The organism is Kouleothrix sp. 19917, assembly GCF_057073505.1.
Window position 1 is genome coordinate 3,267,723 of the sequence record NZ_CP097099.1, and the last position, 21,043, is coordinate 3,288,765.

Here is a 21,043-nt window from a genome sequence, read left to right on the forward strand (position 1 = left end):
AGAGCTCTCTGCGAGCCGAATGGATGTGAACCCAACAACGCCGTCAGCGCCCTGGCTATCGGCGTGGGTTTCAGAGCTCTCTGCGAGCCGAATGGATGTGAACGATTCGTGGCTGGATAAAGCGAAGAAAGAGATTAGTTTCAGAGCTCTCTGCGAGCCGAATGGATGTGAACTTATCGAGCGCCGCCGTGAATGGATCAACAGGTTCGTTTCAGAGCTCTCTGCGAGCCGAATGGATGTGAACCCCGCCCTGCTGCAATCCTGCACACCTTTGGCTGTTTCAGAGCTCTCTGCGAGCCGAATGGATGTGAACCACGTCAGCACCGCCACGGCGCTGGACATTGCGCGTTTCAGAGCTCTCTGCGAGCCGAATGGATGTGAACCAAGCCACGCCCGCGCAGGTAGTCCAAGGCGTGCAGTTTCAGAGCTCTCTGCGAGCCGAATGGATGTGAACCATTCACCAAAGTATCTTTGCCTATGTGCTGCGCTGTTTCAGAGCTCTCTGCGAGCCGAATGGATGTGAACAGCCACGCCAGCACCCCGCCTGCGCAGGATTTGACGTTTCAGAGCTCTCTGCGAGCCGAATGGATGTGAACGGTGATGACCTGATGGGTGTTGAGTTTGTTGTGAAGTTTCAGAGCTCTCTGCGAGCCGAATGGATGTGAACTCTCTTTCTGGCGTTCCGCGCCCGCCCGATTGGCGTTTCAGAGCTCTCTGCGAGCCGAATGGATGTGAACGCTTCACGCGGCGCACTCGCGGCGCGCACCACCACGTTTCAGAGCTCTCTGCGAGCCGAATGGATGTGAACGCGTCGGTGAAGTTGTAGCCGTAGTAGGCCATCGTGTTTCAGAGCTCTCTGCGAGCCGAATGGATGTGAACCTGCTCGATACCAACCGCCACGCGCCCCAATGCGCGTTTCAGAGCTCTCTGCGAGCCGAATGGATGTGAACCACACAGCCGCTCCAGCGCCGCCGCATAGCGTGCTGTTTCAGAGCTCTCTGCGAGCCGAATGGATGTGAACTGTGAGCATGCGATCCTTGCGCCCGATTGGACGTGTTTCAGAGCTCTCTGCGAGCCGAATGGATGTGAACCACGCGCTGGCGCATCTGCCCGCCGCGCTTCATCAGTTTCAGAGCTCTCTGCGAGCCGAATGGATGTGAACCGAACCTGTCCACCGTGATTTGTGGGCAGTTGCAAGTTTCAGAGCTCTCTGCGAGCCGAATGGATGTGAACCTTCTGGCAGCGCACCGGGAACGAACTGATTGTGCAGTTTCAGAGCTCTCTGCGAGCCGAATGGATGTGAACTCGGTCGGCTGCCCGCCCGGTGTCGGCGTGGTGGCGTTTCAGAGCTCTCTGCGAGCCGAATGGATGTGAACCTACCTGCTTTACGGCGCGGCGTGACGCTGGCTTAAAGTTTCAGAGCTCTCTGCGAGCCGAATGGATGTGAACCACCACGCGCCAGAATTGCGCGCCAGTCATCACGCGTTTCAGAGCTCTCTGCGAGCCGAATGGATGTGAACGTAGGTATCCAGCCAAAATCCGCAACTCATCAAAGTTTCAGAGCTCTCTGCGAGCCGAATGGATGTGAACCCCTTGAAGATCTCAAAGGTATTCGCGCGCGGACTAGTTTCAGAGCTCTCTGCGAGCCGAATGGATGTGAACCACACGGCAAGCCGGTCGCGCCCACCGCAGAAGTTTCAGAGCTCTCTGCGAGCCGAATGGATGTGAACCCGCCCATCCGTGCGCACCGGCCCGCGCTCGTAGGGTTTCAGAGCTCTCTGCGAGCCGAATGGATGTGAACCCCACCGACCCAACCGCCACGTACACCTATTACAGCGTTTCAGAGCTCTCTGCGAGCCGAATGGATGTGAACTTATCCGTCAAGCCGCGCCCGTGCAGGTAGTCCAGTTTCAGAGCTCTCTGCGAGCCGAATGGATGTGAACTTAGCTTCCCAATGCCCTATTCCGCGTATACGCGGTTTCAGAGCTCTCTGCGAGCCGAATGGATGTGAACTTGTTCGCCGCGCGTGGCCTGCCTGCCCAATCCTGTTTCAGAGCTCTCTGCGAGCCGAATGGATGTGAACATCTGGCTCAGCAAGCAGGATGGCAAACTGTACGCGTTTCAGAGCTCTCTGCGAGCCGAATGGATGTGAACCCGCCCAGCCCTGCGCACGCTGGCGCGGAATGCACGTTTCAGAGCTCTCTGCGAGCCGAATGGATGTGAACGTCCACGAGTGCACCAGACCTGCGGGCGCGGCGGGTTTCAGAGCTCTCTGCGAGCCGAATGGATGTGAACCCGCGACGTGCGCAACGCACAGCAGGGCAAGGCAAGTTTCAGAGCTCTCTGCGAGCCGAATGGATGTGAACCGAGCGCACCGTCGCCCCCACCGCCTCCAGGGTAGTTTCAGAGCTCTCTGCGAGCCGAATGGATGTGAACGTCGCTCTGGTCAAAGCTGCCCTTGCCTTGCATGAGTTTCAGAGCTCTCTGCGAGCCGAATGGATGTGAACCTATAGTACGTGTAGGTGGCGGTCGGATCGGTCGTTTCAGAGCTCTCTGCGAGCCGAATGGATGTGAACCTAGCGATCAGTACATACGCCAACCATTGCTGACTAGTTTCAGAGCTCTCTGCGAGCCGAATGGATGTGAACCGTAGGTCGCAATGTCGATGAGGAGACCCTCAATGTTTCAGAGCTCTCTGCGAGCCGAATGGATGTGAACTATAGTGCAGAAAGACTTCCGCATCACGATCGGCGGTTTCAGAGCTCTCTGCGAGCCGAATGGATGTGAACTATTGAATCCACGATCCCCCATGCCGATGCGGTGAGTTTCAGAGCTCTCTGCGAGCCGAATGGATGTGAACGCCGCTTCACTGGTCGCAGCGTCGTACGCTAACACGTTTCAGAGCTCTCTGCGAGCCGAATGGATGTGAACCCAGCAGCTCCAGTGCCGATGTGCATTGGGAAGTCGTGTTTCAGAGCTCTCTGCGAGCCGAATGGATGTGAACCGCGCATGCACGCCGTAGAGCACCAGGTTCATGCCGGTTTCAGAGCTCTCTGCGAGCCGAATGGATGTGAACTCGCGCTCGAGACTCGCCCGCGCCACCGCTGGAAGTTTCAGAGCTCTCTGCGAGCCGAATGGATGTGAACGCCGATTAGGCTGGCCAGGCTCCGAACAATCGCCTGTTTCAGAGCTCTCTGCGAGCCGAATGGATGTGAACCATGACGGCGATACGTGTATCAAGTGCAGCAAGTAGTTTCAGAGCTCTCTGCGAGCCGAATGGATGTGAACCGAGGCAGCCAGGTGATGCTTTTTCCTGTCCATAGATCGCCCGAGTTCCTTTTCGCTTCTTCTGAGCCGTTCTGTGCGTTTGTTCATGCCGCTCCATCCTATCATTTCGGCGGCTGCTTCGCAACTTACTTTTTGCGCCAGATCGCTGTTAAGTTGCGAGGCAGCCGTTTCGCCACGCTGCTGCGTGAAATCTGTTCGAAAACTCCGACACCTTTTCCCAGTACGTCCTCCCTGGCCGCCCCACGCGGCGGTTTGCGAACGCGCCGCGCAAGGCAGCCGTTTTTCGCCCGATCACACCACGTCGTTGCAAAAACGCCGAAATTCGCAGCTTACGCACGGTCGCCGGCTGGCCGGCGCATCTGGCATGCGCTCGCCCGCAATCGCTGCGCGCATTGCTTCCACCGTGCTGCGAACCTTGCTGCGCAATGCTGGCGTTATAGCAATCACCTCGGTTTGGCGCAGCGGGATGCTGTAGATGTAGCCGCGCCGCACTGGCAGCTCCCACGCTTCTTCCAGCAGCAGCGCATAGGCCGCCAGCTGGAGCTTGAAATGCGGGCCGGCAGCTTTCTCGCTGTCTTTGTACTCCACTACCATCGCTTCGGCCCCTGGCGCAGCGCGCGCCGGCACGGCAATCGCCAGGTCGAGCCGCCCGCGCAGGCCAAGCGCGCCTGAGCGCAATCCCACATCAAAGGCGCGCTCGCCGGCAGATAGCCCATACGTCCGCAGCGAGCGCCGCTCTTCGCGGCCGGCCTCGTCGGCGTGGCTGCGAATGCCCGCCGCGATTAAATCGGTGACGGGCCGGATCTCTGGCAGGCAGTAGCGATAGTACAGCACACGCGGGCAGTAGGTCCACTGCTTCAGGTCGGTCACTTCGAACAGCAGCTCGCTGGCCTGCTCACTCATCCCGGCCCTCCTGCGCAATTGCGCGCCGCCCGCCCCAGGCGCGCTCGTCGAGCGGAAACAGCTGGATATTGCCCGAATTGCGCCCCAGTCGCTTCTTGATCTCGGTGAACAGCGCGCGCTGGTGGGTGCGGCTCAGGTCGCCGCAGAAGGCACTGTATTGCAGGCGCTGCAAGCCATAATCCAGGCAGGCATCGGCAACCTTCTGCCGCGCCCGATCATTCGGGATGTCGTAGATCACCAGAGTTTGCATGGCTTCCTCTTCCTATGGCCACAGACGGCAGGATTTAACCGCAAAGGGCGCAGAGAACGCAAAGATTTTAAGTTGATAGTTGCGGGTTAGAGTTAGCATGTTTCAGGTTTGAACGTTACTGCCGACTGCCCACTGCCAACTGCCCACTGCCGACTGCCCACTGCCGACTGCCCACTGCCGACTGCCCACTGCCGACTGCCCACTGCCGACTGCCCACTGCCGACTGCCCACTGCCGACTGCCCACTGCCGACTGCCCCCGCCGTCGCCCGCTCACCAGCCCATCACAAACGGCGTATACTCAGCGCGCTCGCCTCGCACAAACGTGGCAATATGCCGCGCCTGAAGCTGCAATATATGGCGCAGTGGCTGGCGCTTGCCCTCGTACGGCTCGGTCGATTCCATGCGCTCAATCACCTTCTCGACGATCCGTTTGCGCGTTGGGCCATCCAGCCGGCCGCTCTCATCCTGCCCAACCGCAAAGCCGCGATTGACCTGCCCGATCAGCGTGCGGTCAACTGCCGCCTGCCGAAACTCCTCAATCAGGTCAAGGGTCAGGCTGGGCTTGCCAGGGCGGTCGGCATGCAAAAAGCCAGCGTTTGGCTCCAGCCCGGCCAGCAGCAGCGCCTGCCGCACCTGCGAGCGCAGCACGCCATAGCCATAGTTCAGCGCCGAATTGAATGGATCGCGCGCGCCCTGTGTTTCGCGCCCCGGCCAGGCCAGCTCGCCCGGAATGATCAACGCCACCGCCTGCCAGTAGCGCGCCGCTGCGCGCCCCTCGCCGCCCATCAGCGCCGCCCGGTTCGCCTCGTCCATCACGCCCGCGAGCCGGCCAATCGCCGGCAGGGGATCAAGCACCTCGGTGGCGGCCAGCGTCAGCGCGGCATAGAGCGCGGGGTCGGCGTCTTTGCGGTATTTGGCGGCGTAGCGCAGCATATTCGCCTGGCTCTGGATCTTGCCATTCACAAAAGCCCGCGCCAGCAGCAGGCCGCGCTCATCTTCATAAGCGCGCAGCTGGGCGCGCTTGGTCAGCGCCATGCCGGTCAGCCCACTCGCGAACAGCGTGCCATAATCGTCGCCATTCGAGCCGTTCAGGAAGTGGATCGGAATGCCTTCCTCGGCGCAGGCGCGCACCACATCGCTGCTCAGGCCCACGCCATTGCTGCAAATCAGCACTTGCTCCAGGTGCATAATCGGCACCTCCGCCAGCCGCTGCTTGTCCTTCTCCACGCGCAGCCGGCCCTGGTGCTTGGAAACAAACACGCCGCGCTCTTCAACAATCAGGTGCATTACGTACCTCCGCTACACAACAATGCCATGCTCTCGCGCGAGCCGAAAGGGAAAAGAAAATTTGTTAAGGTGCCAGTTGGCAGGGCCGATCACGTGGCAAACCTGCGGTCATGCGAACGCCGCGCGCTGATACCCGCATTGCCGGGCGTCAAATACGCTCCATCCTTTCCTGCATGCCCTCACCGACATCCCCAACAATGCTGTACCAGCCGTCGCCCTTCACCGCGTTCTTGCCCACATGGATCAGCGAGCCCCATACCAGCAGCTCGCGCAGTGGCCCCAGCTCGCCCGCCAGCGTCACATCGCCCACGAGCCCGCCAATCGGCGTGCGCCCGCGCGTGCGCGAAGAATAGCTCACCACATCCACCCAGCGCGTGCGATCTTCCGCCACACGCACCTGCTCGGCCAGGGCTGGCAGCTCCTGGTACGGGCTGATCGCAGCGCCACCACCATACACCTGCGCCAGCTCGTCGAGCCGCCAGGCCAGCCGCGCAAAAAACGGCCGCGCGTCGAAACGATGCACCAGCCGCGTCACACCATCGCGTTTCTCGGTCAGCCGCAGGGGCGTGCGCAGGCGCAGGGTGATGCGATCGTCGGGCAGCGCCGCCGCCGCCGCAGCAACATCGGCCGCCTCGATTGGCAGGCCGGGCGTTTGCACCTGCGGGCGCTCGCGCTGGTACAAGGGCTGCGCTGCACCCGTCAGCGGGTTCACGGCGGCGATCGCCTGGATCTGGAGCGCGCCGCGCCGGCCGCCATTGCTTGCCAGGCGGCGGCCCAGGCCGCTCTGCTCGATATCCTGCGCGGCCATAAACACATACGGGAACAGCCGGGCCGCCGCGCCAACCAGCCCCACGCCAAACGTAAGCGTGTCGCCCGGCGCATAGCCACGCCGTGGGCCAAGCGGTGGCCGCACCACATACGGGCGCGGGCGCTGCTCGCCGCCTGTCTCGCCATCAGCGCGCATGGGTGCAACCAGCTCGGCCACCGGGCACAGCGGCAGGCCGCTCGGGCCGGGCATGCTGAATGGGCACTCGGCACATGTCGGCGCAGCCTTGTTCGCGCAGAACTTGCCCCACAGCCCGCCAACAATCGCGCCGCGCACCGACGAGCCGGCCTGGTCGTCGAGCTCCAGCGGCGTGGCGGCAGTTGCCGTAAACTGGAGATGATGCGTGCTCAGGGTCATCCGTTTCCCTTTCGTTGCATGCGCCGCAGCAGCGCATCGAGGCGGGCTGCGTGGCGCTGCGGATTTTCGGCGATGTAGCGGCGCACGGCGTGGAGCTCCCGTTCATCGCGCACAATGCGTTCGTAGTAGCCGCGCTGCCACACCGGCGCGCCCGGCGTGCGCCGCCGCCGGTTGACGCGCCGGGCCACCGCAGATTTATATGAACGCACGATCGCGCCCAGCGACCCCGGCGTCACATTGTCGGCAAACACCCGTTCGCCGGCATTGGGTGGCGGCGTATCCCGCGCCGTGTCATGTGACGAACGTGGCGGCATATCCCGCGCGGCATCGTGGGATGGACGTGGCGGCGTGTCACGCGCCGCGTCGTGGGATGGACGTGGCGACGTGTCACGCGCCGCATCGTGGGATGGGCGTGGCGGCATATCCCGCGCGGCATCGTGGGATGGACGTGGCGGCATATCCCGCGCGGCATCGTGGGATGGACGTGGCGGCATATCCCGCGCCGCATCGTGGGATGGACGTGGCGACGTGTCACGCGCCGCATCGTGGGATGGACGTGGCGGCATATCCCGCGCGGCATCGTGGGATGGACGTGGCGGCATATCCCGCGCGGCATCGTGGGATGGACGTGGCGGCATATCCCGCGCCGCATCGTGGGATGGACGTGGCGACGTGTCACGCGCCGCATCGTGGGATGGGCGTCGTAGGGGCGCAGCAGCCAGAAGGCGTTCCGAATGCCGATGCATTACCGGCTGCTGCGCCCCTACATCATCCCCATCGCCCACGCCATCATCACCCGCACCATCATCACCCGCACCATCATCACCCGCACCATCATCACCCGCACCATCATCACCCGCACCATCATCACCCGCACCATCATCACCCGCACCATCATCACCCGCACCATCATCACCCGCACCATCATCACCGACGTCATCGCCAATCACAATGATGCCATGCACATGGTCGGGCATCACCACCCACGCATCGGCATGCACGCGCCCGGCGGATGCGCCGCGCAACCCGGCGCTGTTCAACGCCTGCCATTGCTCCTCGGCGATCTGCCGCAACGCCGCGTCGTCGAATATCCGCGCGCGGCCGTGCGTGCAGATCGTCACGAAATACACGCCTGCCTGGCTGTAATCATATCCCCGCAGGCGGATCGACCGGCGGTGGTGCGTGTTGGGATCATATGGCATGGCGTGCCTCCATCATAACCACATTGCACCAAACAATGAACCATCCATCGACATCGTGGCATCCCACCGACATCGTGACATCCCACCGACATCGTGGCATCCCACCGACATCGTGGCATCCCACCGGCATTGTGGGGGCGCAGCAGCCAGAACACGTTCCGAATGTCGATGCATTACGGGCTGCTGCGCCCCTACATCGCCCCATCGCCCCACCGCCCCACCGCCACATCGACCCATCGCCCCACCGCCCCATCGCCACATCGCCCCACCCCACCCGCCGCCATCGCCATCATTGGCCACAATGCCCTTGCACCGATGAACCATCGTTGTCGTTGCATAACCGCGGAATTGCGCAGTGGTGAAAGGTATTTAGCTCCAATCGGGATCGGCACCTGGCCCGTCGAGCTGCAAGCCGTTTTTCGCATCATAGGACACATTGACAACCCAGCGCTTGCCCTTCAAATACCCTTCGGGATCTTCTACTGGCCGAACCTTTCCCTCACGGGCCAACCGAGCATAACGCTGCTTACTAATACTGACAAAGAATTGGCTTGCTTCAATATATTTATGAGCAGCGATAAGCTCAAGATACTCGCGCTCAAAACACAATGGCAGAACATCCACACCATCAAACATCTGCTCAAAAGTATCTTCTTTTTGCTCGTTGCTATTGAACGGCAACAGTGAGCGAATATAGTATTCGGCTTGCGCAGAAATACGTCGGTATTCATCCAGCCAGCTAGCTTCCAGCTGTGTGTCGCTGTAGATGCGATCAAGCCAATCGTTGATTGCCGACTCATCAATAATCTGACCGTTGTGCTGTTCAAGTTCAGCAAGCGTTACACGTACAATATGGCCCGATTCATCTTTGTTCTTGCTGCGCCCATACACACCTTGACCATCGGTAGGGGCACGGAATACATACACTGGGCAAATGCCCTTTTTGCAAGCCCGATTAACGCGCCCAAAACGCTGCAACAATGCTTCCAGTGGGGCCGGATCGCTGTAAATCATGTCGAGGTCGATATTCAAACTTACTTCAACAACTTGGGTTGCTACCAAGATAAAAGGCTCTGCATCATTGCTTCCAAGCTCGCTACGCTTGCGCACTTCTTCTTCAAGCCGGGTGCGATCTCGGGTGATAAAGCGGCTGTGTATCAGCACAATATTGGCTTCAGCCACCCCAAGTTGCTGGAGCTGCCGTTCAACATCTTGCGCACGTTGCACAGTATTCACACATACCAGCACCTGCTTTCCAGCGCGAAAATCAGCCACGACCCGATCCAGATGCTCAAGAAGCTCCCCATCAATCAGCTGTAGACGATGACGTGTGAATTTCTTAAAGGTGGCATCGTCGGCTCGGATAGTGATGCAATCGCCAAGCGCCTGTTGGAGTTCTTGGCGGATCAGGGAAGGGAACGTGGCAGACATTACAAAAAAGCGCGCGCCAAATTGTTCTCGAAGATACCGAACAAAAATGAGTATCAAAGCCAGCCGACCAGGTTCATATGCATGGATTTCATCGAAGATGAACGCTGCTCCAGCATAGTCGGTGATCATAGCCTCGAAACCGCGAATCTGAAATAACGCTTTTAGCATCTGGTAGGGGCTGAACACTTTGATCGGGCGCGCATTGAGCGTGTTAATATTTCGCTCCCAACGTGCTGCGTTCGCCGCACTAGACAACCCACGTTCACTATTTTGGAGCCGCGCATACATGGCCTGAAGCGCACGCCCATGCTGAATGCCTACCGCTTCGTAGCCAAATCCACGAACCGCATCGCATAGCCGGTCATACATAGCATTCATGCTGGCCTGGTAGGGCAGTGCGTAGAAAAGGCGGGCCAACGGTACAGCACCATCTCCCAGCGACCAGAACAGCGCCGATTCGGTTTTTGCGCTGCCGGTTGGCGCGATCAGCAGGACTGAACACCCGGTAGCTGCCGCACTTGCACGTTGATGTTGGTAGAGTTCAGCGTGTGGGTTGCTCTGCCGGATGATGCTAAGAATACGTTTGGCCAGCGCCTGCCAGGACTCCTGAACTGGTGCAGGCATAACATTAAGATGCGCTGAAGCCATATGATCAGCACTAGTTGTCAGTCCACGCAGCACCATACCAAGCAGCGCATCGTGCGCAATGCCACTATGCAGGTCGGCAATCCAATCGGTGTAGCAATATAGCCAGCGCCGAACTCGTTGAACGCCTTCGTTGCATACCTGCACAATCGCTCGTTCCTGCGGCGGCAAGGTAATAAGCTCAACTTCATCAGCAGAAAAACCAAGCGCATCACGCCACCCTTCCGCGCATTCGCTAACCCAAAGCCACAACTGCGCGGTTGTTCTCAGATCAAGCTCGGCAAGCAGAGGTACTAGCGGGTCGGGCGTTACATCGTCATAGGTTCTGCCAATATAATCAGCGTCGCGGTGATGCGATACGATTGCAGCAAGCACCCACGTTTGTTCTTCTGAACTCAACCCGGTTGCGATCCAATCGAGAAAGGCCAGCGACAGCACCTCATGCCGCTGATTCCATGGTGGGCCACCAGCAAGCCGCGCTTGAAAACCGCGCGCGGCCTTGCCGAAATCATGCAGCAAGCACGCCCAGAACAAACAATGCCATAATCGTGGAACGCCCATCTCCTGCGCAAGGCCGGGGCGAAGCTGACGCAGTTCGGCCAGCTTCGCCAGCACGTCCCAAGTGTGCTGCGCCAATGATTCGCCACCATATTTTTCGCTTTTGGCCTTGGTATCCTCCATCCACGTAGGCCATGCTGCGGGCAAGTTCATGGTGCTTCTCCCACAAATGAATGGAAACACAAGCCCAGCGCTGCACCCTTGATCTGCGGGACGCTTGGGTCGGCCCAATATTCGGCTGCTGAGTGTTCATAAAGTACGAGTCGTTCGCTCGATACACGTTGTTGCAGCAGCACATAGCGGTCGAATGTTGGCTGGCGATTGTTCCAGTAGTCGAGCCAGCGGGGCATCAGCGACACAACGCCAACCGATGTTTGGGTTGCCATCTGGTAGGGCAGTAGTGTATGCTCAAAATACACGTTGCTGCGGCGTTCCAGATCGATCACCTCAATGCTGGTATAGCAGGCCAGATCCTGTGAGCGGCCTAACACCACCGGGTAGCGCGGTGCGCGAAACGCCTCCAGCCACTCGGGCCGATTGAGATACAGTACCAGCCGTGGGTGCAGCAGCACATGGCGGGTGAACGGGTTGACATTGCCTTCCAGCACCTTTGGCAGACGCGTGCCAGGCAGCTTGCCGGTTGCAACCGAGAGCACATGGATATGTTCCAGATCCTCGCCTTCACCGGTTGCCGTAAAATGGTAGGCAAATGCCACCCCTTGCGGCTCGATCCACTCACCGAGCGCGCTGCAAATATGGCCGTAGATGGTGGCCGGCGGCGGCAGCGGAAAAGTGGGCTGGATGCTCAGCATAAAGTGCGGGTAGCGAAACGATGTCATCGTCCCTTCCAGCACAATCTTGAGTACGCGCATAGCGCCCTCCTAATCCAGCCACTCGGGATGCTCGTCGAATGCAGTGATGAGCGATTGAAAAGCTGTGCGCGGATGCGTAATAGTGATCGCCCGGCTTGAATATTCGGGCGCAAAGGCTTCCATTGCGGCACGTTCTTCGTCGAGGTAGCCCTGCGCCCAGCCAACATAGATCGGCGACACAATCGTATCGGCGTAGACATCGAGCGCCTCCTGCAAGGCTTTCAGCTTTACTACCGGCTGCCCCTTTGCATTTGCACCAATCGCATGGTGGAAAATGTGGTTGCCGCCCTTGGTTACAGCTAAGAGCACGAGTGCCGGGCTTACGTCGGTGTAATGCAGGGTTTGTTTTGCGCCGCCCTCGATCTGTGCCATGCCCTCGAAAAGTGCCTTGATGCGCTCGACGCGCTGCGCAGCTGGCAAACGATACGCTTTTTCGACTTCCCGGTGCTCAATACCCTCAACATCTTTGGCAAGTGCCTCGCGCACACTGTCGAGGTTGCGGAAGCCGGTTTTATTGCGATAGGAAAAGGTGCCACAAGCATGCAGATCGAGCGAGAACAGCCCTTTGAGCGTTGCGCGATAGAATTGGTGCTCATGTGGCACCGGGTTACCTTCGTGGCGCGACATCGTGCCAAAATCACTTGTTGGTGTCACTGGAGCGATTGACACGAGCGTACTCACACGAAAAGGAGCGGCGCGGGTAATCGTATCAGTTGTTTCGGTTTCGCCTATGCGCGACGCATCTGCCGCGCGGGCGGCTTTAGCAGTTTCTTTTTTCGATGGCGCGCGCATATAGCCAAAGAGATCATCATCCCAATACAACAAGGGGTTAGCGTCAGTATATGCGACTTTTTCTTCACGATAGATTGGCGCTGCCTTCCAGCCAGCCACCCGAGCATTGAGTGTTTCGCGCAGCCAGTAACGAAATGCCTGTGCCGAAACATACGGGTAGATTCCATCTTTCGCCCTGATGACCTTGACGCCAACCGTATTATCTTCGCGTTCACCAGGAATTGAGCCAAGATTATTCAGCGCCGAAGCAGGTGCATCGACTAAAACCAAACCAGTCACGAAAGCCATGAGGATGCTCCTTCATACTAAAAGTGTCAGGCATTAGATGTAATCTGCTCAGATTGAGCGGTATCTTCTTCTGGTAAAGCATCGGGATTGTTAGCGATCCAATCCTTGAGCTGTTCGACCATCCGAATAAGAACCAAATCACGCGCCAAACGCCAGTCTGGCCGCATCAGATCGTCGCCTTCCATAAAAACATCGATATAGTTATCAAGATCAAAAAGTGTATCTCGCCCCTTTGTAAACTTCACATAGTTGATGTTGGTTTTCGTTAGAAGCGAGAAGAAGTTTGCAGTGTTCTGCTCGGTGAAGAAAGCACGGAAAAAGCGCCGCCCGCCTTGATTTCGCGTGTAATCGGCGAGCTTATCGCCCAGCGCCCGAATATGTTCAATACGATCGGCTTCCATTGTCATTACCTCCTTTAGAAATAGTTCCACCAGGGGCCATGAAATAAGGTGCTGCTCATGTGCAGGTGAGTATGTGCTCCGCGGATCATCAACAAACCGGCTACGCTGCGGTATGCGCAGGAAATAGCGCCGAATAAAGCGAGCAGCGTTTTGCGGCAGTGTAAATAGATCTTCATAGACATAGTTATGCCTCGGCGCAATACGTTCGGTAATGTTTCCTTTCTTGTCGATCTTCACCTGCTCGCGCTGCCATCCTCGCTGAACGATCTGCTGCCATGCGTCGCTGTAGGGCGCAGTCAGCACGATTCGCAGGAAGTTCGAGATTTGCAGCGGCAGGTGATAGATCACTAGCTGTGGCGATTTGCCATTATTAAAGTTGTAGGCAGTAATCGACGCAGATCGTCCGCTGCGGCGTTCGGTTTGAAGGCGTTGTCGTTCAATGTCGCTCAGCGTCTCGATCAGCAAGGTTTTAAGCGAACGCTGTGCGCTCGGCAGTTTATCTTCGCCAGCAGCCTGGGCCAGCATTACAGCTTCAGTATTCTGCCGGAAGAAAATTCTGGCAAACGCCAGGGTCAGTTCCTCACTATCGGAATGCACAGCCAGCAAGCCTACGCCACATTTTGCGCAGCCCATTGGCATAAATTGCAGCGCCAACAGCGCCTGTGGCGACACTGGCAAACCTGGATCGCCGCCAGTAAAGAAATTGATCGCATCATCACCTTGCAGCAAAGGCATCTGGTTGCGGCCTAAACGGCCAGGCGCGAGCTTGCCCGAAAGCTCACGCGGCGCGGCTGGCAAGCCAGTGAAGACACATATTTCGCCACTCGTGGCCTGATCTTGCCATTGGCGTACATGGTGCGACGCCCAGCGATCACGCGTCGCCCGCCGCTCGGCGCGCTTCTCAGCTGAAAGCTCGGGTTTATCGGGGTTGAAGGCATCCTGAATAAACCAGGCGTTGGACGTAAATGCCATCGTCAGGTGGCCGCGCAGCGGCGCGCGAACATAGTTCTGCTCGATATAGTCGGCTACTCGCAGAAAATTGGCTTCGTTGATTTCACCGGGCTGCTTGTCACAGTAATCTGCAATCGCGGCAATTCCTACATCAACAAATGGATGTCCTGTATATTTCAGCATCGTTCGCTCCCTGAATACTTGATAGTGCCCACTCTATCACCTCACCCTGCAATATAGTTGCAGTCTCGCGCGAGTTTTCGAGCAGTTTCTATTGTGGGCTATAGCGCCGCGTCATCGCGTTGGCCTCGGCAGCAACCTCGGCACGCAAGCTGGCTGGCTCAAGCACTTCGGCATGATCGCCAAACGACATCACCCAGCGCCGTACCTCGTCCATTGCGCCGCTCCACAAACGCATTGTGAGCGAACCATCGTCGTGTTCTTCGATCTGCTGCGATGGGTGAAACTCACGTCCACGTATATAACGCGCCTGATAATCGTCAAACCAGATCTCGATCTCAACTGCTTGGTCGCCACGCTCGGCAAGAAAGCCGGTGCTTAAGTATTCCACAACTGAAAAGCCCGGATCGCGTACAAATCGCTTTGCGCGTAGAACAGTCCAGGTTTCGATCCGACTGACCGCGAACTGCCGAACTCCCTGCCGCCGATGGTCGAACGCGACCACCTGCCAGTCGCCACGTACATTGAAGAGATGGTATGGCTCAAGTACACGCTGCTTGCGTTCGCCGCTGCTTGCGGTGAAATAGGTTATATCGATCGGCCAGCACTCCCGCACGCACTCAAAAAGCGTCATCAGGAGTGTCGCATCGGTTCCTATCGTCGCGCCCGACTGAAATGTGTAATGCTGTGTAAGCGCGCTCAAGTCAATCTGAAGTTCATCTGGCAGGCGGTCTACAAGCAGGTTGACCATTTTCCGCAACGGTGCCTCGAATGCAGTTCCAAGGTAGCGCCGTGTCAGCTCGACACTCAGGAAGAACGCCAATAATTCACCTTCCGTGGCGAACATTGTCGGCAGCGCCCAGGTGGGATCGGTATAGTGGTAACCGCCGCGCCTGCGATCATATTCCAGCGGTGCATTCAGCCGCTCGCGCATAAACGCAAGATCACCGCGCACCGTGCGCTCGCTAACCTCAAAACGCTCGATAAAAATCTGCACCGAAGGGAAACCGCCACCACGAATCGTGGCGTCCATGGCAATCATTCGCTCAAGCCGAAGTGACATTGATAGCTCCTTGATATGCTGCGCAGGCATTGCCAGCCTTGCAGCGACTGCAAGTTCCTGCTGCAGTAACTGATTCGTCGATTGGCGTAGACGTATTGGCTTGGCTGTTTCCTGATCTGGGCGTATAGCAATGCACCCTTCGGCGCTTCCTGGTCTGGTCATAGAGCAATACACCCTTCGGCGCTTCTCGCTTCCTGATTCTGGCAGATTTGCTGTATCACCTACTAAACGGCCCTGCTAGCCTTTTTGGGAAGCCACTTCGATAAACAGTTGCACATCCGATACAGAATCGTAGCGGCGCACACCTCGGGGTATCCTGCGCCTAACTGTCACGGTGCAAACGACATACATGCGTATGTATGCTGGTCGCAATTGTGCGCCAGCCAAACAGCTTCGGCACTCACAAAGGACAATCTGCCAATGCCGACCAATGGAACGACGACGCAGGCCAATGGAACGACGACGCAGGCGAATGGAACGACGACGCAGGCCAATGGAACGACGACGCAGGGCGATGGGACGACGACGCAGGTCAATGGAAGCTCCGCGCAGGCTGATGGAACGACGACGCAGGTCAATGGAAGCACCGCGCAGGCTGATGGAACGACGACGCAGGTCAATGGAAGCACCACGCAGGGCAAAAAGACACAACGGCTGACCGAACAATACCGCCAGCAAGATCGTATGGACAAGCGGCTGGTGGCCGCGAACACGCTGATCGAAGCCGTGCTGACCAGCCCCGACATGCAGGCGCGCATGGCTGCCTTTGGCTACGACCACAGCCGTATGGTGCAGGGCCAAACCCTCCGCCGAACTGCCCACACCCTCTACCAGCAAGCCCGCGCCCTCGAAGGCGCACAGCGCGCCGCCGCCGCCACCCGCGACACCAACCGCGAGCAGGCGCACGCCTTCTACCTGCGCCATGTCGTCACGGCGCGGCTGGCGTTCAAGGGCAATGCCAGCGCGCAAACATCGCTCGATCTCAACGCCCGCAAGCGCACGCAGTCGGGCTGGCTGGTGCAGGCGCAGCTATTCTACGCCAACCTCCTGGCCGACGCAGCCTTCATGACGCACATGGCTGAGTATGGCGTCGGCCAGGCGCAGCTCGAAGCGGTGCAGGCGCAGGTGGCCGCCGTGGCCGCCGCGATGGTGCAGCGCAGCCAGGCCCGCACCGCCGCGCTGGAAAGCACCCGCGCGCGCGACCGCGCCTTCCGCGCACTCGATAGCTGGATGAGCGGCTTCATGACTATGTCGCGTATTGCGCTGGCCGATCTGCCGGCGCAGCCCGATCAGCTGGTGGTGCTGGCGCAAGGCTAACTCCACATCCACGATATGGTCACGAGGCTCGCCACGCTCGCGGGCCTTTTGTTTTGCTCGGGCCACAGGGCCATTTGCTTGAGCCGCACGGCCGCAGTACCAGCCCAAGCGCTGTTTGCTCAGGCCGCAAGGCCGCAGTACCAGCTCAAGCGCTGTTTGCTCAGGCCGCAAGGCCGCTGGGGCTCACGCCGCCCCAGCACCCCGCGTCGGGGCGTTGCCCCGAACCCCAAATTTTAGGTGGTCACAAGATTGAGGGTTTATGTGTCATGCCTCCGTTATGCTCGCCTGCTGGCGACTTTTAGATAGGCAGTACTAGCCCAAGCGCTGTTTGCTCAGGCCGCACGGCCGTTTGCTTGAGCCGCACGGCCGCAGTACCAGCCCAAGCGCTGTTTGCTCAGGCCGCACGGCCGCTGGGGCTCGCGCCGCCCCAGCACCCCGCGTCGGGGCGTTGCCCCGAACCCCAAATTTTAGGTGGTCACAAGATTGAAGGTTTGTCTGTCATGCCTCCGTTATGCTTGCCGCTGGCTGCACGCAATGAAAGCAGAGCCAGTGTATCGTGCTTAAAAGTGATGCAAAGCTACCTCGTTCGATGCCTTGCCTTCATCCACAACGGAGGCATGACCACGAGCGTTCCGCACGCCGGCCACGCTCTTTTTGGGGTCTGGGGCAACGCCCCAGCGGAGAGGTCCAGGAGACCGGCGGCGGTCTCCTGGCGCGGAGCGCGAGGGCGCGTAGCCCTCGCAACAAGGTACAAACCAAAAGGATGCCTAGCTCTCGCACCCTTCGATACGGCCCTGCGGGCCTACTCAGGATGCGAACATCATGGAAGCGCGAGGGCGCGTAGCCCTCGCAACAAGCGCGGGGCGGACACACAGGTCCGCCCAGACATGAGGGCGCGCAACCCTCGCAAAGCCAGCGCCCCACTGTGCTACAATAGGCCGCTTTGAGAAGGAAGGAACCACCGTGCCACGCCAAGCCCAGCGCCCGCCGCGCAACTCCCGCCCCACGCCCCGCCCAAGCCAGCCAGCTGCGCCGCCCGCGCCGCGCTACGAGCTCGAGGCCGACGTGCTGGAAGGGCTGGAGGAGTTTGCCGAGGACGAGCTGGATGCGCGTTTTGGTTCGCGCGTGCGGCTGGGCGCGGGCCGCCCCGGCGCGCTGCGCTTCGGCTACGCGGGCGAGCTGCGCGCGCTGCTCGAACTCCGCAGCGTGGTGGCCGTTTACCTCGTGCAGCAGCTCGACATCCCGCGCCCCAAGGCGCTGCTTGGCAACCAGCAGTTTGGCGAGGTGTGCGCGCTGGCCGAGGCCGCGCTCGGTCTGGCCGGGCCGGATGCCTTTCGCACCCTGCGGCTCAGCGCCGCTGGCGACGACTCGGCGGTCTATACGCGCTTCAAAGAGCATCTCGCCACCCGCTTCGGGCTGGCCGTCGCCGCCGACGAGGGCGACCTGCTGGTGCGCGTGCGGCGCGCTGCCGACGGGCCGGGCTGGGAGGTGCTGGTGCGCCTGACGCCGCGCCCGCTGGCGACGCGCGCCTGGCGCGTGTGCAACTTCCCCGGCGCAATGAACGCCTCGCTCGCACACGCTATGGCTGTGCTCACCGCGCCGCGCGCGGGCGATACCCTGCTGAACGTGGCCTGTGGCTCGGCCACGCTCCTGATCGAGTGGCTGGCGCTCAGCCGCGCGCGGCGCGCAATCGGCTGCGATACCGAACCGGCCGCGCTGGCCTGTGCACAGCAGAACCTCGAAGCCGCCGGCTTTGCGCCCGAGGTGCAGCTGGAAGGGTGGGATGCCGGCACGCTCCCGCTTCCCGACGCGAGCGTCGACGTGATCGTTGGCGACCTGCCGTTTGGCCAGCTGGTTGGCACGCACCGCCAGAATATCGCGCTGTATCCGCGCGTGCTGGCCGAGGCCGCCCGCGTGGCGCGGCCCGGCGCGCGCCTGGCCTTGCTCACCCACGAGGTGCGCCTGCTCGAACAGGCTGCCGGCGAGTTCAGCGACCAGTGGATTGTGCGCGAGGTATTGCGCGTGCGCACCGGCGGCATGACGCCGCGGGTGGTGCTGTTCGAGCGCAGCGCGGGGTAGCGCAATGGAGCGTGTCCGCCGCGCATGGCCCGCCGCACTGCTGTTCGGCCTGTTTCTGGCGGTGTATGTGCGCACCGCCGCGCCCAGCGTGCTCGCCGGCGACTCGGCCGAGTTTCAGATGGCCGCGCCGCTGCTGGGCGTGCCGCACCCCACCACCTACCCACTCTATATTCTGCTCGGCAAGCTTGCCACGCTGCTCGTGCCCTGGGGCGGCCTGGCCTGGCGCGTGACTCTGGTGTCGGCGCTGGGCGCGGCGCTGGCGGTGGCGGCGCTGTTTGGGGCAGCGCGGCGCGCGCTCGGCAGCACAGTCGCGGCCGCGCTGGGCGCGCTGGCGCTGGGCTGCGCCCCCGGCCTGTGGAACGCCGCCACCATTGCCGAGGTCTATGCGCTCATGGCTGGCCTGCTGGCAACCCTGATGGCGCTGCTGGTTCCGGGTGAAGCGGGCGCGCCACCAGGCTGGCGCAGGCTGCGTGTGGCCGCGCTTGTCGGCGGGCTGGGCTGCACGCAGCACGCCTTGTTTGTGCTGGCGGGCATGCCACTGCTGGCGGCCGCTGTGCTGTGGGCATTTGTTCATCCCAACACACGCCCCACTAACACACGTGCTGCCGCTGCGGAGCTGGCGTGGCTCGCGCTCTGCTGGGCGGTCGGGCTGCTGCCCTACCTGTTTCCGCTCGTGCAGTATGCGCGTTTCGGGCCGTTCGACGGGCAGGATTACGGCCTGCCGCGCCACTATTTCTGGGGCGCGCCGGAATCGTGGGGCGCGGCGCTGCGCTTGCTGGCAGGCGGTGGGCTGAGCGGCGGGCTGTTCCGCTTACCCACGCCGGGTGCAGCCGTGGCAGTGCTGGGCATGCTGGCGGCGCGCTGGTGGTTCGAGTGGGGGCCGCTTGGCACGGCGCTGAGTCTGCTGGGCGTGGCTGTGCTGGCGCGTCGCGCGCGCGCGGCCTGGCTGGGCGCTGCCTGGGTCTGGCTGGCGACGCTTGGCTACCTGCTGCTGCTCGGCCCGGCGGTGCAGGACGCGCCGGTGTTCAGCTTGCCGATGCTGCTGCCCGGCGCGCTATGGGTGGCCGCCGGCAGCGCCGCGCTGATCGGCTGGGCGAGGGCGCGGGCGCAACTGGCCGGACATGCGCTGGCGGCGCTGCTCGTGCTGGCGGCGCTGGGCTGGGGCTACACGCGCGTGCCGTTTTCCAGCAAGCGCGGGCAGTGGGTGTTTCGCGAGTTCGGCACGGCCACGCTGGCGCAGCTGCCGCCCAACGCAGTGCTGCTGGCGCACTGGGAGCAGGGCATGACGCTCCAGTACCTTGTGCTGGCCGAGCGCCAGCGTCCCGATCTGTGGATCGATGTGGTCGAGCCGGGCGACGACGCCTGGGGCACGCGGGCGGCGCGGCGCTATCCTGGGCGGGCGGTCTTCTTTCTGGGCGCGCCAGCCGATGTGGATGGCCTGATGGTCGAGTTGCGACGGGCCGATTCATACGCCAACCTGTACGAACTGCGGCGCTAGTATGTCTGAGGAATGGAGAACGATCACCACGAAGACACAAAGACACGAAGGTTTTTAGAAAACTTCCGAATTTTCGTGCCTTCGTGACTTCGTGGTTATATTCCCCTACGGTGCAACCGGCGCGTCGTATGTGTCGAGGTCGGCCACCTGCAATTCCAGCGCCTCGATCGAGACTTGAATCTCGCGCAGCGACAGCGCCAGCGAGGCCAGCAACAGCAGCAGGCTGCCGCCAAACACCCATTTCCCCACCTCGGGCAGGCCAGCGAACAGCATAAACATGCTCAGCACGCAGCCAAAAAAGCTGGCGACGCCGCAGGTCTGCATGGTGCGGATGATGCCGATGCGGTAGCGCAGGTTGTTGATCTGCCCGCGCACGCGTGGATCGGGCTCGGAGCGATAGCGCGCATACAGGTCGCGCATCAGCGCCGCCAGCGACAAAAAGCGATTGGTATAGGCCAGCAGCAGCAGCGAAATCGCCGGAAACAGCAGCGCCGGCGTGGTGAGCGTGAGTTCCATTCTTCTTTCCCCAGACGCTTAGCTGGACGTCCGTTCAGATAACTTGAGATGGGACGCGGATGGACGCGGATGGACGCGGACGAGAGATTCGCGTTTTCTGCTTGGTAATGGGACGCGGATGGACGCGGATGGACGCGGACGAGAGATTTCTGTTCCCCTAATCCGCGGTTTCCGCGTGTGTCTGCGTCCAATCCACTCAAATGGGACACGGATGCACGCCGACGAGCACGGACGAGAGATTCGCGTTTTCTGCCTTGAAATGGGACGCGGATGGACGCGGATGGACGCGGACGAGAGATTTCTGTTCCCCTAATCCGCAGTTTCCGCGTGTGTCTGCG

15 protein-coding genes and 1 CRISPR repeat array (1 of these 16 running past the window's edge) are annotated in these 21,043 nt (G+C 60.7%); of the genes, 4 read left to right on the forward strand and 11 right to left on the reverse strand.

Annotated features, from left to right (window positions below; all coding sequences use genetic code 11):
- Window positions 1–3,288: direct repeats of the CRISPR family, unit length 36 nt; unit sequence GTTTCAGAGCTCTCTGCGAGCCGAATGGATGTGAAC; it begins 75 nt to the left of the window's first position.
- A 291-nt stretch (window positions 3,289–3,579) separates the two neighbouring features.
- From cas4 to M1P90_RS13305, 5 genes are all read right to left on the reverse strand, one after another.
- Window positions 3,580–4,191 (reverse strand): CRISPR-associated protein Cas4, encoded by a 612-nt coding sequence (gene cas4 / locus M1P90_RS13285; RefSeq protein ID WP_483703135.1) that lies wholly within the window; start codon window positions 4,189–4,191, stop codon window positions 3,580–3,582.
- A complete protein-coding gene (gene cas2, locus M1P90_RS13290; protein ID WP_483703136.1) occupies window positions 4,184–4,441 on the reverse strand; it encodes a CRISPR-associated endonuclease Cas2 in 258 nt (85 codons plus the stop codon). Before cas2 ends, cas4 begins: the two co-directional genes overlap by 8 nt.
- A gap of 271 nt (window positions 4,442–4,712) precedes the next feature.
- Window positions 4,713–5,729 (reverse strand): CRISPR-associated endonuclease Cas1, encoded by a 1,017-nt coding sequence (gene cas1 / locus M1P90_RS13295; protein WP_483703137.1) that lies wholly within the window; start codon window positions 5,727–5,729, stop codon window positions 4,713–4,715.
- 148 nt (window positions 5,730–5,877) lie between these two features.
- A complete protein-coding gene (gene cas6, locus M1P90_RS13300; RefSeq protein ID WP_483703138.1) occupies window positions 5,878–6,912 on the reverse strand; it encodes a CRISPR system precrRNA processing endoribonuclease RAMP protein Cas6 in 1,035 nt (344 codons plus the stop codon).
- Window positions 6,909–7,406 carry a hypothetical protein gene (locus M1P90_RS13305; RefSeq protein ID WP_483703139.1) on the reverse strand — a complete coding sequence of 166 codons (498 nt, stop codon included), beginning with the start codon at window positions 7,404–7,406 and terminating at the stop codon, window positions 6,909–6,911. The genes cas6 and M1P90_RS13305 overlap by 4 nt, the downstream gene beginning before the upstream one ends.
- Before the next feature lie 240 nt (window positions 7,407–7,646).
- Between M1P90_RS13305 and M1P90_RS13310 the strand changes: the two genes are divergently transcribed.
- Complete coding sequence (locus M1P90_RS13310) at window positions 7,647–8,132, forward strand: hypothetical protein (RefSeq protein WP_483703140.1); 486 nt, start codon at window positions 7,647–7,649, stop codon at window positions 8,130–8,132.
- Between the two features lie 351 nt (window positions 8,133–8,483).
- On the opposite strand, the gene cas3 is transcribed toward M1P90_RS13310, so the two are convergent.
- The 5 genes from cas3 to M1P90_RS13335 form a co-directional block, all read right to left on the reverse strand.
- A complete protein-coding gene (gene cas3 / locus M1P90_RS13315) occupies window positions 8,484–10,901 on the reverse strand; it encodes a CRISPR-associated helicase Cas3' (RefSeq protein ID WP_483703141.1) in 2,418 nt (805 codons plus the stop codon).
- Window positions 10,898–11,620: a CRISPR-associated protein Cas5 gene (cas5, locus tag M1P90_RS13320; RefSeq protein ID WP_483703142.1), complete on the reverse strand. Its 723-nt coding sequence runs from the start codon at window positions 11,618–11,620 to the stop codon at window positions 10,898–10,900. Before cas5 ends, cas3 begins: the two co-directional genes overlap by 4 nt.
- 9 nt (window positions 11,621–11,629) lie before the next feature.
- Window positions 11,630–12,700, reverse strand: coding sequence for a type I-B CRISPR-associated protein Cas7/Cst2/DevR (gene cas7i, locus M1P90_RS13325; RefSeq protein ID WP_483703143.1), 1,071 nt, complete (start codon window positions 12,698–12,700; stop codon window positions 11,630–11,632).
- 26 nt (window positions 12,701–12,726) lie between these two features.
- On the reverse strand, window positions 12,727–14,235 hold the full coding sequence (gene cas8a1 / locus M1P90_RS13330) for a type I-B CRISPR-associated protein Cas8b1/Cst1 (RefSeq protein ID WP_483703144.1): 1,509 nt from the start codon (window positions 14,233–14,235) through the stop codon (window positions 12,727–12,729).
- Between the two features lie 88 nt (window positions 14,236–14,323).
- Window positions 14,324–15,295, reverse strand: coding sequence for a helix-turn-helix transcriptional regulator (locus M1P90_RS13335; protein WP_483703145.1), 972 nt, complete (start codon window positions 15,293–15,295; stop codon window positions 14,324–14,326).
- Window positions 15,296–15,715: 420 nt separating this feature from the next.
- On the opposite strand from M1P90_RS13335, the gene M1P90_RS13340 reads away from it, so the two are divergent.
- From M1P90_RS13340 to M1P90_RS13350, 3 genes are all read left to right on the forward strand, one after another.
- A complete protein-coding gene (locus M1P90_RS13340) occupies window positions 15,716–16,612 on the forward strand; it encodes a PQLLE family protein (protein ID WP_483703146.1) in 897 nt (298 codons plus the stop codon).
- A 963-nt stretch (window positions 16,613–17,575) separates the two neighbouring features.
- The gene (locus M1P90_RS13345; RefSeq protein WP_483703147.1) at window positions 17,576–18,691 is read left to right on the forward strand and encodes a methyltransferase domain-containing protein; all 1,116 of its coding nucleotides are present in this window, start codon (window positions 17,576–17,578) and stop codon (window positions 18,689–18,691) included.
- Window positions 18,692–18,695: 4 nt separating this feature from the next.
- Window positions 18,696–20,189: a protein O-mannosyl-transferase family gene (locus M1P90_RS13350; protein WP_483703148.1), complete on the forward strand. Its 1,494-nt coding sequence runs from the start codon at window positions 18,696–18,698 to the stop codon at window positions 20,187–20,189.
- A gap of 105 nt (window positions 20,190–20,294) precedes the next feature.
- Here M1P90_RS13350 and M1P90_RS13355 read toward each other — a convergent pair whose 3' ends face one another.
- On the reverse strand, window positions 20,295–20,705 hold the full coding sequence (locus tag M1P90_RS13355; RefSeq protein WP_483703149.1) for a DUF2721 domain-containing protein: 411 nt from the start codon (window positions 20,703–20,705) through the stop codon (window positions 20,295–20,297).
- Between the last annotated feature and the right edge of the window lie 338 nt (window positions 20,706–21,043).

What these genes read in the sequence shown, in the direction of transcription:
- cas1 (WP_483703137.1), bottom strand. Translation starts at nt 5,729, where the DNA reads ATGCACCTGATTGTTGAAGAGCGCGGCGTGTTTGTTTCCAAGCACCAG.
- cas5 (WP_483703142.1), bottom strand. Translation starts at nt 11,620, where the DNA reads ATGCGCGTACTCAAGATTGTGCTGGAAGGGACGATGACATCGTTTCGC.
- M1P90_RS13310 (WP_483703140.1), top strand. Translation starts at nt 7,647, where the DNA reads ATGCCGATGCATTACCGGCTGCTGCGCCCCTACATCATCCCCATCGCC.
- cas7i (WP_483703143.1), bottom strand. Translation starts at nt 12,700, where the DNA reads ATGGCTTTCGTGACTGGTTTGGTTTTAGTCGATGCACCTGCTTCGGCG.
- M1P90_RS13340 (WP_483703146.1), top strand. Translation starts at nt 15,716, where the DNA reads ATGCCGACCAATGGAACGACGACGCAGGCCAATGGAACGACGACGCAG.
- M1P90_RS13350 (WP_483703148.1), top strand. Translation starts at nt 18,696, where the DNA reads ATGGAGCGTGTCCGCCGCGCATGGCCCGCCGCACTGCTGTTCGGCCTG.
- M1P90_RS13335 (WP_483703145.1), bottom strand. Translation starts at nt 15,295, where the DNA reads ATGTCACTTCGGCTTGAGCGAATGATTGCCATGGACGCCACGATTCGT.
- cas6 (WP_483703138.1), bottom strand. Translation starts at nt 6,912, where the DNA reads ATGACCCTGAGCACGCATCATCTCCAGTTTACGGCAACTGCCGCCACG.
- cas2 (WP_483703136.1), bottom strand. Translation starts at nt 4,441, where the DNA reads ATGCAAACTCTGGTGATCTACGACATCCCGAATGATCGGGCGCGGCAG.
- M1P90_RS13355 (WP_483703149.1), bottom strand. Translation starts at nt 20,705, where the DNA reads ATGGAACTCACGCTCACCACGCCGGCGCTGCTGTTTCCGGCGATTTCG.
- M1P90_RS13305 (WP_483703139.1), bottom strand. Translation starts at nt 7,406, where the DNA reads ATGCCGCCACGTCCATCCCACGATGCCGCGCGGGATATGCCGCCACGT.
- cas4 (WP_483703135.1), bottom strand. Translation starts at nt 4,191, where the DNA reads ATGAGTGAGCAGGCCAGCGAGCTGCTGTTCGAAGTGACCGACCTGAAG.
- cas8a1 (WP_483703144.1), bottom strand. Translation starts at nt 14,235, where the DNA reads ATGCTGAAATATACAGGACATCCATTTGTTGATGTAGGAATTGCCGCG.
- cas3 (WP_483703141.1), bottom strand. Translation starts at nt 10,901, where the DNA reads ATGAACTTGCCCGCAGCATGGCCTACGTGGATGGAGGATACCAAGGCC.